This is a genomic window from Kitasatospora sp. NPDC059803, from assembly GCF_042732255.1.
Classification (GTDB): domain Bacteria; phylum Actinomycetota; class Actinomycetes; order Streptomycetales; family Streptomycetaceae; genus Kitasatospora.
Window position 1 is genome coordinate 15642 of sequence record NZ_JBHWIJ010000062.1, and the last position, 17873, is coordinate 33514.

The 17873-nt window shown below is 71.7% G+C and carries 10 protein-coding genes; 4 read left to right on the plus strand and 6 right to left on the minus strand.

Annotated elements, in window-relative coordinates; all coding sequences use genetic code 11:
- Nucleotides 1-167: 167 nt before the first annotated feature.
- Nucleotides 168-5918, minus strand: a complete 5751-nt coding sequence (locus tag ACFV6I_RS13310) for an RICIN domain-containing protein (RefSeq protein ID WP_380425101.1) — start codon at nt 5916-5918, stop codon at nt 168-170.
- Between the two features lie 375 nt (nt 5919-6293).
- Here ACFV6I_RS13310 and ACFV6I_RS13315 point away from each other — a divergent pair, with 375 nt between their 5' ends.
- Nucleotides 6294-6521, plus strand: coding sequence for a hypothetical protein (locus ACFV6I_RS13315; RefSeq protein ID WP_380425104.1), 228 nt, complete (start codon nt 6294-6296; stop codon nt 6519-6521).
- A gap of 252 nt (nt 6522-6773) precedes the next feature.
- Here ACFV6I_RS13315 and ACFV6I_RS13320 read toward each other — a convergent pair whose 3' ends face one another.
- From ACFV6I_RS13320 to ACFV6I_RS13340, 5 genes are all read right to left on the minus strand, one after another.
- The gene (locus tag ACFV6I_RS13320; protein WP_380425107.1) at nt 6774-7055 is read right to left on the minus strand and encodes a hypothetical protein; all 282 of its coding nucleotides are present in this window, start codon (nt 7053-7055) and stop codon (nt 6774-6776) included.
- 233 nt (nt 7056-7288) lie between these two features.
- Complete coding sequence (locus ACFV6I_RS13325) at nt 7289-8110, minus strand: lipase family protein (protein WP_063351971.1); 822 nt, start codon at nt 8108-8110, stop codon at nt 7289-7291.
- A 155-nt stretch (nt 8111-8265) separates the two neighbouring features.
- Nucleotides 8266-8790, minus strand: coding sequence for a MepB family protein (locus tag ACFV6I_RS13330; RefSeq protein ID WP_380425109.1), 525 nt, complete (start codon nt 8788-8790; stop codon nt 8266-8268).
- Nucleotides 8791-9140: 350 nt separating this feature from the next.
- Nucleotides 9141-11468 (minus strand): collagenase, encoded by a 2328-nt coding sequence (locus tag ACFV6I_RS13335; RefSeq protein ID WP_363367716.1) that lies wholly within the window; start codon nt 11466-11468, stop codon nt 9141-9143.
- An 813-nt stretch (nt 11469-12281) separates the two neighbouring features.
- A complete protein-coding gene (locus tag ACFV6I_RS13340) occupies nt 12282-13154 on the minus strand; it encodes an aldo/keto reductase family oxidoreductase (RefSeq protein ID WP_380425112.1) in 873 nt (290 codons plus the stop codon).
- A 130-nt stretch (nt 13155-13284) separates the two neighbouring features.
- Here ACFV6I_RS13340 and ACFV6I_RS13345 point away from each other — a divergent pair, with 130 nt between their 5' ends.
- The 3 genes from ACFV6I_RS13345 to ACFV6I_RS13355 all read left to right on the plus strand — a co-directional run bounded on the left by ACFV6I_RS13345 (nt 13285) and on the right by ACFV6I_RS13355 (nt 17789).
- Complete coding sequence (locus ACFV6I_RS13345; RefSeq protein WP_063351967.1) at nt 13285-13728, plus strand: helix-turn-helix domain-containing protein; 444 nt, start codon at nt 13285-13287, stop codon at nt 13726-13728.
- 323 nt (nt 13729-14051) lie between these two features.
- Nucleotides 14052-16508, plus strand: coding sequence for an FtsX-like permease family protein (locus ACFV6I_RS13350; RefSeq protein ID WP_380425115.1), 2457 nt, complete (start codon nt 14052-14054; stop codon nt 16506-16508).
- Between the two features lie 162 nt (nt 16509-16670).
- Nucleotides 16671-17789 carry a basic secretory protein-like protein gene (locus ACFV6I_RS13355; protein ID WP_063351965.1) on the plus strand — a complete coding sequence of 373 codons (1119 nt, stop codon included), beginning with the start codon at nt 16671-16673 and terminating at the stop codon, nt 17787-17789.
- Nucleotides 17790-17873: the final 84 nt, after the last annotated feature.

Sequence of the window (17873 nt, forward strand, 5' to 3'; positions counted from 1 at the left end):
TCGGCGCCGCGCCAGCCCTGGGCCTGCTGGAAGGCCTGGACGGCCCGCCGGTCGCGCGCGCGCCCCCGCGGGGGCGGGGCGGCCCCCGGGCCGGCTTCCGAGAGGCCGGCGAGTCCGGACGCACCCGGCGGGTGCCGCGCGTACGCGGGCCACCCGTGGGAGGAAGGTCAGGTGCAGGGGATGACCCGGCCTCCTGTCACGACGCACTTGGGCGGCACCAGGCGTGGGTGTCCGGTGTTCGTCTGCCACTGCACCTTCGGGACGCCCTTGATGATCGCCTGCAGCGCGTAGATGAAGGCCTCCAGGAAGTCGCCCTTCCCTGCGGCGGCCACCGCGCGGGCCCCGTCGATGGCGGCGCCGGTGGCGTCGCCGGCCTGCAGGATCTGGATGTCGCCCAGGGGGCTGACCATCAGCCAGGCGCCGTTGCGGCCATTGGTTCCCGATGCCCAGCAGACCCGCCCGTCGGCGGCGGTGACGACGAGGTTCCCGTCGTCCTGCATGACGGCCTTGGCCCCGCAGCCCACGGTCTTCGACTCCCATACGGCCCAGGTGTGGTCGCCGATGGCGTCGCCCTGCGTGTAGTAGGCGACGAGGTTGCCGTCCTGCTGCATGACGAGCCGGGTGGATTGCTCCGCCGCCCTGGACTCCAGGCTCTGCCCCGGGCACAGGGTGTCCCCGTGCCACATCCACGAACCGGAGGACTGCCGCCCGTTGCAGACCGGGGGGAGCTGCATGCCGTCCGGGAAGCGCGGGTCCCTTCCGCCGCCGCCTCCGGGGTTCCCGCCGCCGCCTCCGCCGGTACCACCGCCGCCGGTACCACTACCACCACCGCCGCCGCCGCCGGGGTTCCCCCCGCCGCCTCCGGTGAACGTCGAGTCGTCGAGCTCCCACCACTGGGCGGTGGAGGAGGTGCAGGCCCAGACGGCGAGGTCCTCGTTGCCGTTGACGGCGGTGAGGCAGCCGTTGTCGGCCGCGGAGATGATCCGGTACCAGCCGGGCAGGTTCTGGCTCTCCTGGAAGCGCCAGAGCTGGTTGGCGTTGCCCTCCTGGGCGCTGGTGAGGTGGGTGCGGTGGGTGCTGGGGTTGTGGTCCATCACCATCGCCCCGGCGAACTTCGTCTCGATCAGCCACTGGTTGTTGGGCTTCTGCCACAGCATCCACTGCTGTGCGGCGTTGCCGTTGCGGCCCTGCGCCTTGATCCGGGTGCCGCCGGCGGTGTTGGCGCCGTCGAGGTCCGCGACCAGGCCGCTGTTGCCGGAGCGCAGGACGGTGGTGACGCCGTGGCGCACCCCGCTGCCCCCGGGCGCCTGCGGGGTTCCCCCGCTGCCGGCGTTCCCGCCGCCGGTCGAACCTCCGCCCGTCGAGCCGCCGTTGTTCCCGCCGGTGGGAACACCGCCGCCGGACGAGCCGCCGGTGTTCCCACCGGCGCCGCCTCCGCTGGAGCCGCCGCCAGGGGTGGGTCCGTTCTGGATGTTGTCGAGCCGCCAGCGCTGGCGGTCCGAGCCGTCGCAGGCCCAGATGCCCAGCTGCTCACCGGCGTTGTTGGCGGTCAGGCAGCCGTTGTCGGCGTCGCTGGTGATCCAGAACCAGCCGCCTCCGGCGTCGTGGAAGGCCCAGTGCTGGTTGGCGTTGCCGTCCATCGTCCGGATCAGGTGGGCGCGGTGGGTGCCCGGGTCGTGGTCCATGACCATGCCCTGGCCGGCGGCGGCCTTGCCGTCGGTCAGCAGCGTCTCGATGATCCAGCGCCCGTTCGCGGTGGGCCAGAACGCCCAGCGCTGCGCGTTGTTGCCGTTCGCGCCGAGCGCCTTGATCGAGGTGCCGGAGGCGGTGTTCGCGCCGTCGAGGTCCGCGACCATGGTGTTGTTCGCCGAGCGCAGGGTGGCGACCTGCGACGAACCGACGCCGGGGCTCACCACCGGGGTGGTGCCGGGCTGCTGCGCGGGCTGCTGCGGGGCGCGCGGCGGGACGGTGCCCAGGCCCCAGCGCTGCGCGTCGCTGGCGTTGCAGTCCCAGATCTGCAGTGCGGTGCCGTTCGCGGAGTTGCCCGCCACGACGTCGAGGCACTTGCCCGAGTTCGGGTTGACCAGGGAGGAGTCCGCGCCCTGGCGCCAGTTCTGCGCCGCGCTGGCGTTGCAGTCGTACAGGCCCACCCGGGTGCCGCCGGCGGTGTTGCCGGCGGCGACGTCCAGGCACTTGCCGAACGCCTTCAGGACGAGCCCGCCGCTGGTCGCGGTCGGGGTCCACCGCTGGGAGGCGGTGTTGTTGCAGTCGTAGAGGTCGATCGGGGTGTTGTTCGCGGTGTTGCCGGCGGTGACGTCCAGGCACTTGGACGGCAGCGCCGAGTAGACCGGCACCGCGGCCGCGTCGCCGGAGTTCCCGCCACCACCATTGCCACCGCTGTTGCCACCGCTGCCACCGGTACCACCGTTGCCGCCGCCGGTCGACGGGTTGTCGACGGCCTCGGTCAGGCGCCACTTCTGGGCGTTGGTGCCGTCACAGCCGAGGATCGCCAGCTCCGCACCGTCGGCCGCCGCCGTGAGGCAGCCGTTGCCGGCGGCGCTGACGACCGTGAACCAGCCGCCCCCGGCGTCGGCGAACCGCCACAGCTGGTTGGCGTTGCCCTCCTGCGCACCGATGAGGTGGGTGCGGTGGGTGCTGGGGTTGTGGTCCATCACCATGCCGCCGCCGAGCTTCGTCTCGATCAGCCACTGGCTGTCCGGCTTCTGCCACAGCGTCCACTTCTGCGCGTCGTTGCCGTTGCGGCCCTGCGCCTTGATGCGCGTCCCGGCGGCGGTGTTGGCGCCGTCGAGGTCCGCGAGCAGGCCGCCGTTGCCCGACTGCAGCACCACCGTCCGGTTGTGCGCGGGCTGCGTACCGCCGGCGCCCAGCGGCGGCTGGCCGCCGGTGCCGCCACCGCCCGTGTTGCCACCGCCCGTGCTGCCGCCGTTGTTGCCGTTGCCGCCCCCGGTCGTCGGCACGGTGCCGGAGAGCTTCCACTTCTGCTGCGCGCTGCCGTCGCAGTCGCGGACGGCCAGTACCTCGTGCGCGCCGCGCTGGGTCAGGCAGCCGCCGGCCGCGCTGACGACGTTCGTCCAGCCGCCCCCGGCGTCCTTGAACTGCCACAGCTGGCCGGGCTGCCCGTCCGCGGCGGCCGGTGCGAGCACGCTCTCGTGCCGGCCGGTGTCGTGGGCCAGCAGCATGCGCTCGGCGGCGGAGGCGCGGTTGTAGGTGAGCCGGGTCTCGATCGACCAGTTCCCGTTGCCGCGGTCCCAGAACACCCACTTCTGCGCATCGGTGCCGTTCGGCTCGTAGGCCTGGACGGCGTTGCCCGCCACGGTGCTGGAGCCGCGGACATCGGGCACGAGGGCGTCCCCGGTGCCCGGCTGGAGGTAGGCGCCGGCCCCGGCATCGTTGCCACTGCCGCCGTTGGGGCCGGTACCGCTGTTGGGCCCAGTGCCGCCGTTGGGGCCGCTGGGAGTCGACGGGCCGCCGAAGATCGGCGGGAACATGGGCAGCGCGGGGAACCAGGGCAGCGAGATCCCCGGAGGCGCGGGCACCGGCGGACGGCCGCCGGTGGAACCGTCGTCACCGCCCGGGGTCTTGCCGTCCGGCGGGTCCTTCCGCTTGCACTTGGGAGGCTCCTCCGGCGACTTGGGCGGGTTCGACCAGGCGGCGGGGTCGTTCGGGAAGCCGGTGGTCGCGGGCCACGGGACGTCCGGCAGCCCCGGCAGCGAGGGCCACGGGACGGTGGGGAACCCGGGGACGGACGGCCAGCGCCAGAGCGGGCTGCCCGGGAGCGTCGGCCAGGTGACGTCCGGAAGCGAGGGTCCGCCCGTTCCCGGCGCGTCCGGTAGGTCGGGGTGGCCCGGCCACGGCACGTTCGGGGAGCCGGGCACCGAGGGCCACTTCACCTGCGGGAAGCCCGGCACGGTGGGCCAGGCCAGGTCCGGGTGCCCCGGGATCGCCGGGTCGGCGGCGCTCGGCAGCCCGGGGATCAGGGCCTTGCCGTCGTCATTGCCGTTGCCGGGCAGCGGCAGCACCGGCCACGGGACGCCGGGGTGGCCCGGCATGGCGGGCCACGGGACGGTCGGGGAGCCGGGGACGGCCGGCCAGGTCGCCTCGGGGTGGCCGGAGATGGCGGGCCACGCCGTGGTGGGCAGAGTGGGGAAGCCGGGCCAGCGCAGCTCGGGCAGGTCGGGGTGGCCGGGCATCGGGACGCCCGGGAAGCCCGGGACGGACGGCCACGGGATCGCCGGGTGCCCTGGCAGCGACGGCCAGGTCACCTCGGGGCGGTCCGCGACGGTCGGCCACGGCAGGTCGGGGAAGCCGGGGACGGTGTGGCCGGCGCCGGAGCACGGCACGGACAGGTGCCAGCCCTGCCGGTCGGAGCCGTCGCACGGCGCCACCGTCAGCGCGTTGCCGTCCAGGGTGAGGCAACGGCCGTCGGTGGCCGTGGTGATGCGGTAGCCGCCCGCGCCGTCGGCGACGAAACGCCAGCGCTGGCCGGGGCTGCCGTCGGGCTTGCCGCTCGTCGCGTCGTTCTCGATCGGCCGCACGGCCAGCCGGTCACCGTACGCGGGGACGCTGAGCACGCTGCCCTGTCCGGCCGGGGTGGTGCCGTTGGTCCGGCCGGTCTCGATCACCCAGGTGTCGTCCGCCTTCTGCCAGGTCGCCCAGCTCTGCCCGGCGGAGCAGTCGGGGGCGGCGGCCCGTACCGGGCTGCCCGGAGCGGGCGCGGCGTCCGGCACGTCGGCGACCAGGCCGGCGGCTCCGGAGGTCAGGACGGAGACCTTCCCGTGCTGCGGCTCCCGGGCTGTGGCGGCGGAAGCGGAGGTCGTCGACGGCGCGCTGTCGGCCGGGACGCCAGCAGGGATGCCGGCCGGGACGCCGGCCGGGACGTCAGCCCGGACGCCGGCCGCCGCGAGAGAGATCATGGACGCGGCCGCCGCTCGGGGCTGGGACGGGACGTTCGGCCGACAGGTCTCGTCCTTGCGACGCAGCGGGTCCTTGCTGAACATCACCGGAAAGTGGTCCGATTCCTCCACGTAGCCGAGGCGGCGCGCCGTGTACTGGTGATCGGCCGGCAGCCCCCGGGCGATCATGTAGTCGTATTCGGAGGTCGGGCGCTTCCTGGAGTAGGTCATCATGCCGGAGCTGACGAGCCGACGGCCGTCGCCGAACACCTGCGCCATCGACAGTGACCCGGGCTCGCGGTTGAAGTCGCCCATCAGGGCCCAGTTCGCGTCGCCCGTCGCCGTGACCGCCTGGATGGCGGCCGGCACGTTGTTCCGCTCCTGGAAGCCTGTTGCCCTGTTGGTGGCGTGCATGGAGTAGTACCACGTGCCGTCCGCGAGCTTGACGCCCAGGATGGGCTTGGCATCGTCAGCCACCTGGCCGTTGTTCTCCGGCTGAGGCGGGATGACTCTCACCACGGGTGCCGCAGCGTTGTCGACGTTCCGCGACACCACGAGGGCCAGCGAGCGCTCTTTAGGGCCTGACCTGACCCGGTAGATGGTGCGAGTGCCGCCCATCCAGTCGGGAAAGGCGTCCCATCGGTACCTCTGGACCTCGAAGCCGTTCGTGTTGATCGATGCTTCGGGCACGATGTCCGGAAAATCCGGATCCACGTCCCGGATCTCCTGCAGCGCGAGAACGTCAACCTGTTGGGCGAGATTGAAGATCTCACTCTGCCATCTGGTGCCGTACTGATTGTTGTAGGTCGCGGCCGAGTGTTCCTGAACGGTCGCCGGTACGGCCTGCGGCGGAGCGACGGGGCCCACCGCGTGCGCGGGTATCGGGAACGCGCCGATGAGCCCCGCCAGGAGGGCGAACAGCGGCACGACCGCCGTGTACGCCCATTGTGGTCGCCACGGTATTCGCCGTTCGGTCGGTGAGGCGGTCGTGCCCGGGTGTGCCATTGAGAAACTCCTTGAAACTTCACAGCTGTACCGGGGCACGTTGACAGCAGGTGGTAGACAAACGATGAACGGGCGGCCTGGCGGCGTTTATCTCGCTGCGGTACCGGTTGTGAACCCGCGACAGGTCCGATGCCCCCACCAGTGGCCAAGGTCGACCAGCAGCCCCAGATGATCCTGATCCTCGTGCGGGACCAGTAGACGGGCCGCGCCGACGGCAAGCCCACCCCCCAGCAGGCCCCCTGCTCGACGCCCTCGCCCAGGTCCGCCCCCCACCGCTTCCTGCTGCCGCGTCAGCGTCCCGCAGCCGGCCCGGGCTGCTCATCCGTTCGGGTGAGGCGAGGTTGGAGGGAGGCCGGGGGTGGCAGAACGGCGGGCATGACGACTTCCTCCACCAGGCGCCGCCGGGGCCGCCCTGGCAAGCCGGCCTTCGTGCCCGTGCCCGTGCCCGTCCGCCAGGCTGTCGGTTCCGCGATGCCGTCCGGGCCGCGCCGACCTGCCGCCGGGTGCTGCCGGACCTGGAACAGCGAGCACAGGCTGCCCGGCGGCCAGGTGGTCCGGACGACCTGGCACCAGCCCGCCTGCCCGGCCCGGGCCGTCCGGTGACCACGCGCCAGGCGCCGGACGGACACTGCGCGCGCCGGCTGCCGCGCCCTCCTCGGCGCCTGTTCCGCCGGTGACTTCGGCGGCGCCGGTGACGACGGTGATCGTGGTGTCGGCGGTGCCGACCGGCAGGGGGCGGGTGTCCTCCCGTGGGCCGGGTAGGGCGTTTTGTCCTGGCCCCATCCGGTTTCGGACGGACGGCTGCCCCGGGGGCGAGGTGCTCCCGGGGCAGCCGTGGTGCGGGTGCGGGTGGGGTCAGCCCTGCCCGCCGATGCCGATGCCGGTCTCGGTGGCGTTGCCCGCGACGCCGCCCGGGCCGACCGCGACGGCGCCGGTGAGGAAGGTGGAGCCACAGGGGCCGAACTGGGCGTCGGTGACCTGAAGGGCGCTGCCGTTAGGGCCGACGACGAACGCGCCGCTGTCGAAGTTGAGGGAGGGGATGTTGTCGGGCGCGGCGGCGGAGGCGGTGGACGCCGCGCCGATGACGAGCGGGAGGCTGAGGACGGAGACGGCCAGGATGCGGTGCGCGGTACGCATGGGTGGAACCCTTCGAGGTGCGTGGTGAGGGTGGATCGGACGGCCGCGGTGTGGCGGTCTGTCACCATCCACACACGTTCGTGTGCCCATCGCTACCGGGGGAGACTGTTCGTACCATCGGTTCACTCGGCTCTCGGCCCGGGCCTGCCGGCCGGGCGCGGACTGCCGCTGTGGACTTCCGGCCGTGGACCCACCGGCGCCCGCCCCGCCCCGCCCCGCAGGGCCTGACTCCGTCAGGCGAGGTTCTGTTCCAGGGCCGCGAGGTAACGCTTCATCGCGTGGTCGCGTACACCGGCCGTGGCCGGAGCGAACGCGTCGGCGGTCAGGCCCTTGGCGCGGTCGGCGAGCCCGGCGACCAGGCCCATGGAGTCGTGGAGCCGGCCCGAGGAGTCGATGTACTTCAGCGCCTCGACGTGGGTGTAGGCCGGCTCCGGCGGCAGCTGGGGCACGATGTCGTTGTTGTTGACGAACCGGTACAGGCGCCCCTTGAAGCCCTCGTTGCAGGCGGCGGCGAGCAGCCGGTCACAGGTGCGGGGCTGCCCGAACGTGACGATGCCGTCGGCCTGGAGGCGCGGGTCCTCCAGGTACAACCGGGCGCCGGCCAGCATGGCCAGGGCTCCGCCGAGGCTGTGGCCGGTGAACCACACGGTCTGGCCGTTGGTGCGCAGCTGGGCGTGGGCGTCCCGGACGTCAGGGAAGACCGACTCCAGCGCTTCGGCGAAGCCGTAGTGGACGTAGCCGGTGCGGGCGGGGCCGGGCCAGGGCGGCGTGGAGGAGTCGGAGAGCCAGTCGCGGATCTCGGTCGGTTGGGTGCCGCGGAACGCCGTGACGACCATGTGGTCGCTGGCCATGGTGTAGGCCTGGGTGTCCTCCAGCGGGAAGGGCGGGGTGAACCGGGTCTGATGGTGACGCACCCGGTCGAAGCCCCAGTCGCGGGCCTGCTGTTCGATGGCGGCCTCGTCCTGGTAGGCGAGTTCGGACGCCTTCGCCAGCCAGTAGGCATGCGGGACGCTGTAGTTCTTCGCCTGGTGGTCGAAGGTGGTGGGCACGGGCACGGCGATCTCTCCTCCGGGACGGCCGGCGGACGGGGGGAACGCACCGCCGGCGCGGACATCAGACCCCGTCGTACCAGAGCGCGCACCGCCGCCCCGGGCGGGCCGCGCCCGGATGTCACCCCGACAGACGAGCCGGTGCACAGGGCGGCGGGCTGCTACGGGTGGTAGAGGGTGCGGGCGTACGCCAGGTCGGCAGGCCCGTTCTGGCCGATGTGGAAGAAGTGGTTCACCTGCCAGGCCTGGGTGCTGCGCGCTTGCCGGTTGGTCGTGGTCACCCATGGCGGGTAGACGCGGAACCCCCGTTTCCCGCCGGAGCCGTTGCGGGAGACGATGTCGCGCTCGCACAGCACCTCGCGTGGGAGGACGAACTGCCCGAAGCCGTTGTCGTCGCGGCAGCTGATGACGAAGAGGTCCACCCCGTCGTCGGTGTCGAAGGGCCGGATCGGTCCCTCCTCGGAGCGCAACCACACGGTGACGAACTGGCCCACCTTCGTCGGGGTGGTCTTGGCCGCGCGGAACCGGACCGAGCGGCCGTCGATGGTGAACCGGCAGGCCGCGTATTCGGCGCTCTCCGGTTCGGCCACCGGAGGCGAACAGGCGAAACCGCTCGGGTCGTACACCAATGCCTTCGCCGCCAGCAGGTCACCGTGAAGCCCTGCCCACGGCTGATTCGTCACCATCCCGTCATCCTGCCATCGAGACTGCCACCCCCTTGAACCAGAAGTGCCTTCCTCGGGCAGACCCACGATCGGCGGCCCTGTGCGCCCCAACGAAGTTCCTAGCTAGGGTCTGTCGTCAGGCTCTCGCTGCGAAAAGCCGCGAAAGCAGGGCCTCCTGGATCGCTCGTTGGCGTAGACGCCCTCCGAGCTACCACGAGGCCCTGCTGCCATGCCCGCTACCGACCGCGATCACCCGATCGAGACTCCCGTTCGATCGGCAGGCCCCTTGATCGGTACGACAACGGCTACTTGCACAGGAACCCTTACACGTCCGGGCCCTTCACCGCTCGCCCGAGGTCGTGGGTGCGCGGTTACTGGTACTGCGTGGTGACGCTGACGCCGGTGAAGTCCTGCTGGGCGGCGAGGCTGAAGTAGACCCAGCCGGACGGCGGGTTGTTGATGGTCAGGGTCTCGTTGTCGCCAGCGTTGGTGGACTTCGCCTGGTAGCTGCTGGTGGTGGCCCAGCTGCTGCCGCCGTAGTACAGGTCGGCGTTGCCGGTGCCGCCGCTGCTGGTGATGGTCAGTTGCTTGACGCCGGCCGGCAGGTACAGGAAGTGGAAGCTGTAGTTGCCGGTGGTGGCCGCGAGGTTGTCGCGGCGGCAGTTCTTGTCGAACTGGCGCGGGTCGGCGATGGTGCAGAGCGGTGCGGCCGGGGCCGGGGCCTCCGGCAGGGGACCGCAGTCGTTGGTCGCGCAGGTGGTCTTCAGCCAGGTGGCGAAGCCGGCGTCGTAGCTGGTGCCGATGGTCTGCTTCAGGAAGGTGCGGGCACCGTTCCAGTCGCCGGCGCGGTACTTGGTGAGCACGGTCTCGATGTCCGCGCGGTGTTCCTGGAGCATGTAGCGGACCGCCAGCCAGCCCCACCGGTAGACCCGGTTCGAGTTGACGTCGGCGTCCGCCTCCTGGCCGTAGACGGTGTCGAACAGCTCGCTGAGCTTGTAGGTGTTCTTACTGGCCTCGTTGATCGCGGCGGTGTTGCGCTCGTTGCGGTAGCCGTACGAGATGTTCTCGGCGATGCCTTCGACCCACCAGATGGTCGGGGTGGTCTGGCTGGCCTCGAAGTCGCCGTACATGTTGTAGCGGCCGTCGAGGTAGTGGGTGTACTCGTGGTTGAGGTTCCAGATCTGGAAGTCGGGGCGCAGCCAGCTGGCCTCGTGGGCGATGAAGCGGGCCTGGTTGCCGGGCTTGGCCGGGTCGCCCTCCTCGTACATGCCGCCGTTGTCCACGTCGATGTCGTAGAAGGCCCAGGCGTACAGCGAGTACTGGGTGTAGTCGTCGAAGACGACGACCTCCAGGTTGGTGTTCACGTCACCGGGGATCGCGCCCTTGTCGCCGATCACCTTGTGGAAGTAGGCGTCCTGGTTGATCAGGCTGGTGCAGGTGGTGGCCAGCTGCCCGGGGGACATGTCCTGGGCGCGGATCTTCAGCCCCGGGTTGCAGATCCGCTGGATCGGCAGGATCACCGGGAGCAGACGGTCGCTCAGGTCGCAGATGGCGTAGGCCGCGCAGTTGCCCTTGTCGAACTGGCGGGTGGCCCAGCCCAGGTTCATGGTGATCGGGGCGGTGGGGCCGACGTTCGGGTAGCGGTTGATCAAGTCCTTGAGCAGTGGCCGCAGCCGGTCCTTGAGCTCGGGGACGTCGAGGGCGTAACCGAGGTAGCGGCCGATGTTGCTGACGATGTCCAGGCGGTTCAGCTGGGAGTCGTTGCGGGTGATGAATCCGGCCCAGGTGTCGAGGATGCTGGGGTCGGTCTTGAGGGCGGCCTTCCAGCCCTGGCTGTCGGTCTTGGAGTCGAAGCCGTCCTTGATGACCCACTCGAAGTGGTCCAGGGAGAGGGTCATCGACTGGGGCCAGGTGCCGTTGTAGTTGGCGAGCACCCACTTGACGACGCTGGCGTACCGGCCGAGCGTGTGGGTCTGGCCGATCACCGTGACGACCTCGTTGAGGGTGTCGCCGTTGGCGTCGGTGACGTCCTTGCTGTGCGGGGCGGCGAAGAAGGCGTCCAGCGCGCCGCGGGCCGCAGTGTCCAGGGTGGCGCCGTAGCTGCCGACCTCGTTCGGGCGGGTCTCCTGCACGTAGTAGCCGGCGCGCAGGAACATCACCAGCTGCCCGATGGACGTGCTGTTGTCGCCCGAGTAGGTGGCGGAGGTGTCGCGCAGTGCGTTGGCGACGGTCACCATCTGGGACTCGCGGAAGGCCTTCCCGGCGTCGGCGCCGGTGAGGTTGAACAGCGGGTAGGCGCAGGGGACGTTCGGCAGTGCCTTGAGCTGCTGGACCAACGCGCTGCCCGTGGCGTTGATCACTCCGGACAGGTTCGGGCAGGGCTCCCCGGCGGTGGCCGAGAACTGCTTGGCCGCCTTGGCGGGCTCGCTGACCGGGGCGCCCGGCGCGGTGGCCTCCTCTGCGTGGTCCTGGGCGAAGAGCTTGAAGGAGCTGTTGTTCCTGGCGTCGGGTGACTTGGGGACCGGGATGGACCGCGGCGCCTGGGTGGCGGGTCCGGCGGCGTTCGCGCCAGCCGGGGTCGTGGCGCCGACGGGGGCGGCCTGGCTCTGCGGTGTGAACAGGCCGAGCGCGATGAAGAGGGCCGCGCCGAGCGCGGGGAGTCTGCGCGCGTTGACCTTCGATATCCGGGAGAGACGCATCTGTGGGGGCCTCCGGGGCCGTTGTGACCGCGTGTTGGGGCACGCGACCGCTCGATGTGTGACATGTAAAATGTCACGTGTCGCATAGGCTCGGGAAGACTCGGGACCGGATTGCCGTCCACCGCAACCGAAACGTTGTCAGATCGGGCGGCTCCGGACCTGCTCCTGGCGAAAACGCCATCCGCCCTGTTCAGGCCGCGTGTTGGTACTCGTGGAGTGTGCCGCCGAGGACGGCGCGGTCGGTGGCGGTGGACGTGGGCCTGCCGACCTGTCGCTGAAGTGCGAGTGGTTGGTGGCACAGGGCGAGGACCTCGATGTCCTTCTCTCAGCTGCTCATCGGCAGGAGTGGTTCAGCACGATTCACCCGGTCGTCGGTCAGAGCCGGAGCCATGGATCCGCGATATCGCGAGGCCGATCCTCCGGCCCCCGGGGTTGCCGTAGTCCAGAGGCACCTTGACCTTCGCGCACTCGAACCCCGCCGGCCCGCCCGCGTCGCAGCGCTCCCAACGAAGCTCCTGCTGCGCGTACTCCTGGAGCGGATCGCCTCCAGTCTTCGTTCAGGCGCACTCGCCCCCCGTACGGCGCAGGGATGGGTTCATGATCAGACTTGCGGCGTACGGGGGACTGGCTGACGTAAGGCCAGAGTCCCACCTCCCGCCGCCCGTCGGTCAGGGTCGACGGCCTGTCGCCCGCCTGCCGGCGCTCGCGTTGTGCACTCCTCGGCCCGCAGCGCGGCGACGGTACGCCCGGCCGTGGTACGCCTGGCCGTGGTACGGCCGGCGCGGCCGATCGCCTCGACGGCAAACGAACTGCCTAGCGGCCGATGTCGTCCAGCGCGGCGAGATCGTCGTCGGAGAGCTGGAGTCCCGCGCCTGCGACGTTCTCTCGCAGGTGTGCCACCGACGAGGTGCCGGGGATCAGCAGGATGTTCGGCGACCGCCGCAGCAGCCAGGCCAGGGCGACCGACATCGGCGTCGCGTCCAGCCGGGAGGCCACCGCCGTGAGCGCGGAGGACTGCAGCGGACTGAAGCCGCCGAGGGGGAAGAAGGGCACGTAGGCGACGCCCTGTTCGGCGAGTTCGTCGATCAGCTCGTCGTCGTGGCGGTGGGCGAGGTTGTACATGTTCTGGACGCACACGATCGGCGCGATCGAGAGTGCCTCGGCGACCTGTTCCGCCGTCGCGTTGCTCACGCCGAGGTGCCGGATCAAGCCCTGCTGCTGGAGTTCGACGAGTGTTTCGAAGGCCTCGGCGAGCGAGCCCGGCTGGGGACCCTGGGCGTCGCCGAGCCGGAGGTTGACCACGTCCAGCGTGTCGAGGCCGAGGTTCTCCAGGTTCTCCTGGACGGCCCTGCGCAGGTCTTCGGGCTTGCGGGCCGGGGGCCAGCCTCCCTCCTGGTCCCGGGTCGCGCCGACCTTGGTCACGATGTGCAGCGAGTCGCGGTACGGGTGCAGGGCTTCGCGGATCAGCTGGTTGGTGATGTGCGGGCCGTAGGCGTCGGCGGTGTCGACGTGGGTGATCCCGAGGCCGACGGCCTCGCGCAGAACAGCGAGCGCGCCGTCGTGGTCGGCGGGCGGGCCCATGACCCAGGGACCGGTGAGCTGCATGGCGCCATAGCCGAACCGGGTGACGGTCAGGTCGCCCAGGTTCCAGGTGCCGCCGGGAAGCGTCGCGGGGAACGTGCCCATTCTCTTGCCTTTCGTGTCAGCGAGGTGGTGGTGCCTGTCGGCGCCCTGCACCATCATTGGTGAGTAGCTTCCTGACAGGAAGTAGGTACTTCGGAGTGCGTAAGGCACCCGCGGGTGAGAGGAGCAACCGATGGCGACGGTGACGGCGGCCCAGCAGAGGGCACAGGCCAAGGTGGAGTACGACGCATTCCTGGCGGTCTGCCCCAGCCGCAAACTGCTCGACCGGATCTCCGACAAATGGGTCGCACTGATCCTGGCCGGGCTCGGCAGCGACGCCCCTCACCGGCCGGGCGCCGACTGCGCCGGCGAGCCCCGGGCGTTGCGCTACTCGGAGCTGCTGCGCCTGCTGGCCGGTGTCAGCCAGAAGATGCTCACCCAGACGCTGCGCTCCCTGGAGCGCGACGGCCTGGTGTCCCGCACCGTGGTGCCGACCGTGCCCGTCACCGTCTCCTACGAGCTGACCGATCTCGGCCTGTCGTTGTACGGGATGATGCGCGGCCTCAAGGCCTGGGCCGAGGTGCACATGGATGATGTGCTGGCCAACCGCGAGACCTACGACACCCGCGGCGCCTGACCCGCGGCGCCTGAAAGCCACAAGGGCAGGACGAGGCCGGGTGCCCGTTTCGGGCACTGGCCCGGTTCCTCAGGGGTGATATCAGGGGCGATATCAGGGGCAGTCCGGAGGTGCCGATCCCGCGTGGGGCCGTAGCGTCGGCGCGGCGGGTGGCCGATGCGCCCGACCGACCCCCACGGAGAAGGCGAGCGCGTGTTCCGGAGCAAGGTTCCAGCAGCGGCCCCGTCTCCTGGCGAGGGGCGGGCCCCGGGCCAGCCGTATGTCGTCGAGCAGCACGGGATGCGGATGGCCGCGCTGGAGCCCGGCGGGAGTGGGACGAAGCCGTGCTGAAGATCGCCGCAGCCACCCTGCGCCACCGCCTGACGGGCTTCGCGGGCGCCTTCCTCGCCCTCACGCTCGGCACCACGATGATCGGCATGATGACGCTGACCCTCGCCGCCACCTTCGGCACGCCGCACCCGGGTCCGCAGCGGTTCAAGGAGGCCTCGGCCGTCCTGGCACCGCAGGGCTTCGACGGGCGCCCGATGAAGGCCCCCGCCGTCCTGCCGCCCGACGTCGTCGCGAAGGCGGCCGCGACCGGGCACGCTACGCCCGACCGCAGCTTTCCCGTGCAACTCGCCTCCGGCTCCGGGGAGATGACGGGCCACCCCTGGCCCTCGGCCGCCTTCGCGGGCTACCGCCTGGCGGCCGGGCGCGCGCCGCAGGCCGCGGACGAGATCGTCGTCGGCGGCGGCTCCCGGGAGCCGATCGGACGCCAGACCGGCGTCACGACGGGCGACGGCGCCGGCCACTACCGGGTGGTGGGCGTCACCGACGCGCTCTGGTTCGAGAACGTGGTCTTCTTCACCGCCGCCGAGGCGCAGCGCCTGTCACCCGGAGTGAACGCGCTCGTCACCGACCAGGACGCGAAGCAGCTGGCCGCGCTCGCAGGCGACCGGGCCGTGGTCCTCACCGGCGACGGCCTGACCCGGCTGGACCCCGACTCCACCGGCGGCGCCCAGGCACTGGCCAACGCCCAGGCCATGGCGGGCAGTACGACCGGACTCGCCGTGTGTGTCGCGGTGTTCGTCGTCGCCGCGACCTTCGCCTTCGCCGCCGAGCAGCGCCGCCGCGAACTGGCGCTGCTGCGCCTGGTGGGCGCGGCCCCCGGGCAGGTGCGGCGCATGGTGCTCTGGGAGGCCCTGCTGATCGGCCTGGCCGCGGCGGTCGCCGGCTGCCTGCTCGCACCGCTGTGCACCGTGCCGCTGCGTTCCTGGATGCTCGACCACCACGTGGCCCCGTCGTGGTTCACCATCCCCGTCACCGTCCTGCCGCTGCTGGTCGCCGCCGTCATCGGCGTCGCCGCCGCGCTGGCCGGCTCGGCCGCGACCCTGGTGCGCGTCTCGCTGATCCGCCCGATCGAGGTGCTGCGCGAGAGCGTGCTGGAGCGCCGCGCGATGACGCCGGCCCGCTGGCTGCTGGGCGTCGGGATGCTGGCCGGCGCGGTCGTCGCGGGCATCGTCATCTCCCGCACCGAGCCGTACCTCGCGGCCAGCGCCCGCAAGTACGAGGTGGTGCCGGTGCTCTACGTCGGCGCGGTCACCCTGCTGGCCCCGGCCCTGCTGCGCCCGGTGACGAGGCTGCTGCTCCGCCCGCTGCGCAGCTGCGCCACGGCCGGCCCGCTGCTGGTGCGGGAGAACATCCTCACCTCCCGGCGCCGTACGGCCGCCACCGTGGCGCCGATCGTGGTGGCCGTTGGGCTGGTCGCCGCGATGCTGACGATGCAGGAGTCCGGCGACGCGGCGCTGCTGGCCCGGCAGCAGCAGGAGATCCGCGCGGCGGACGTGGTCGTGCCCGGAGGCTCGGGGATCGACGGTTCGACGCTCGCCCGCCTGGCGGCCGTGCCCGGGATCCGGGTCACCCCGGTCGCCTCGATGAACGTCCGGATCGGTACCGCCGCCGGTGAGCAGATCGACTCGCTGAGCGCGAAGGCCGTCCCGGCGGCGGCGCTGGGCGTCACCGTCACGCCGCCGGTGCTCTCCGGCTCCCTCGCCTCGCTGCCCGAGGACTTCCTGGTCATCGACGAGCACGCGGCCGAGTCCGACGCCCTGGCGGTCGGGGACCGCGTGGTCATGCTGCTGCCGACCGGCGCGAGGGCCTCGACCGTCGTCGCGGCGGTGGTCGCGCGCGGCCTGAACGGGGACGACACCTACGTGTCCTCGGCGCTGACCGGCGCGCTGATGCCGAGCCGGGTCTACCTCGACTCCTCGGCGGGCGCCGGCGCGGCGCTCGACCCGCAGCAGACGGCCGCGGTGAACCAGGCGCTGGCAGGTTCCGGCGCGCACGTGGTGACCTACGACGCCTACCTTGAGGCCGAGCGCGCGCATGCCGCGCAGCAGACGGACAACGCGGCGGTGATCATCCTGGGGATCGCGCTGGCCTACGCGCTGATCGCGGTCGCCAACACCCTGATCATGGCGATGGCGGGGAGGCGGCGGGAGTTCGCCCTGCTCGCTCTCACCGGCGCGGTGCGCGGTCAGATCGTGAGGGTGGCCGCGGCGGAGTCGGCCGTGGCGGTGGTCGTCGCCACCCTGCTCGCCGCCGTGGCGACCGCGCTCGCCGCACTGACCCAGCGCGTCTCGTTGGGCAAGCTCGTGGCCGACGCGCCGACGGTGGTCCCGTGGGCGCGGATCGGGGAGGCCGTCGCGCTCTGCGCCCTCGTCGCCCTGGCCACCGCGGCGGGCGCGGCCGTGCGGGCGACCCGTGGGCGGGCGGTCGAGAGCGCGGGCATCCGCGAGTGAGGAGCCGCCCGGCAGAGGCCTGGACCTTCGGGTGAACACCACTGAGCCGACGGCCTGTCAACGCACCCGTTGACGGGAGCGTTGACGCCGCGTCTACCGGGGCCCGGTGGCATGAGCGCAGGCCGGTTCCAGGGGGGAACCGCCCGAGAGGAGAGCCCCGAGATGTTCACCCGTCGTACGGCCGCCGCCGTCGTCCTGTCCGCCGCGACCGTCGTGTCCGGGATGGCCTTCGGCGCCGGGACCGCAAGTGCGGCCGAGTCGCTCCCGTCCAGCGGCGCCGACTACCGTATCTCCAGTTACGCGGGCGGCGCCCTCCAGTGGGACAGCCGCAACAACGCCTCCAACGTGGTGGTCCGCGACTGGAACGAGTCCTCCGCCCAGCAGGTCTGGACGGTCAGGGACGAGGGCAACGGCACCTGGTCGGTCAAGGTGCCCGGCACCAACAACGCCGTCGACCGGGACCGGGTCAAGAACACCGTCGGTGCCTGGAACTACGTCGGCACGGACAACCAGAAGTGGTGGCTGGAGAACATCTCGGCGGGCAACGGCCGGGCCTGGCTGCTGCACAGCGTCTCGGACAGCAATCTCTGCCTGGCCCGTGGCGCGGACCTGAACGCCAAGGTGGCCGCCTGCAACGCTGGGGACCAGGCGCAGTCCTGGAACCTCGACCGCAACGGGGCCACCACCCCGCCGACCGCCGGCCGCCCGACCATCGACCTCGACTACTCGCAGGCCCCGGACCTCGGGCCGTGGCTGGAGCAGCAGAAGAAGACCGTCGCGGACTACTACCCGACGATCTCCAACCTGATCACCAAGGGAGCCTTCGCCGCCCCCAGCTACTTCAAGATCATCTTCGACCCGAAGCTGACCGACAACCCCGCGTTCACCACCGTGAACCCCAGCAACGGCGTCAAGGAGGTCCACGTCAACATCGGCTACACCCGCGGGAACAAGGGTGACACCGGCTTCCTGGTGCACGAGGCCGTGCACGTCGCGGTCTGGGACAGCCCGTTCTCCGGCAAGTGGTGGCTGGGCGAGGGTCTGGCGGACTGGGTGCGCGACTACAACTTCCAGCCGGGCACCGGCGCCCAGCACTTCGGCCCGGACTCCAACTACGACAGCGGCTACCAGGCCACCGCCCGGTTCATCGACTACGTCTCGAAGGCCTACAACAAGCCCGACCTGGCACACCTGCTGAACACCACGAACTACAACGAGCAGATCTGGGTCCAGCTCACCGGCAAGAGCGCCCAGCAGCTCTGGAACGAGATGCCCAAGTAACCCGCGCCCCCACACCCCACCCCCCGGGGGCGGGCCGCCCCCCCCCGGCGCGGGGCGGGGGCGGGCGTGGGGGAGGCGCCGCGC

Coding starts and splice junctions, on each gene's coding strand:
- ACFV6I_RS13345 (WP_063351967.1), top strand. CDS start 13,285: ATGGCGACGGTGACGGCGGCCCAGCAGAGGGCACAGGCCAAGGTGGAG.
- ACFV6I_RS13340 (WP_380425112.1), bottom strand. CDS start 13,154: ATGGGCACGTTCCCCGCGACGCTTCCCGGCGGCACCTGGAACCTGGGC.
- ACFV6I_RS13310 (WP_380425101.1), bottom strand. CDS start 5,918: ATGGCACACCCGGGCACGACCGCCTCACCGACCGAACGGCGAATACCG.
- ACFV6I_RS13320 (WP_380425107.1), bottom strand. CDS start 7,055: ATGCGTACCGCGCACCGCATCCTGGCCGTCTCCGTCCTCAGCCTCCCG.
- ACFV6I_RS13355 (WP_063351965.1), top strand. CDS start 16,671: ATGTTCACCCGTCGTACGGCCGCCGCCGTCGTCCTGTCCGCCGCGACC.
- ACFV6I_RS13330 (WP_380425109.1), bottom strand. CDS start 8,790: ATGGTGACGAATCAGCCGTGGGCAGGGCTTCACGGTGACCTGCTGGCG.
- ACFV6I_RS13335 (WP_363367716.1), bottom strand. CDS start 11,468: ATGCGTCTCTCCCGGATATCGAAGGTCAACGCGCGCAGACTCCCCGCG.
- ACFV6I_RS13315 (WP_380425104.1), top strand. CDS start 6,294: ATGACGACTTCCTCCACCAGGCGCCGCCGGGGCCGCCCTGGCAAGCCG.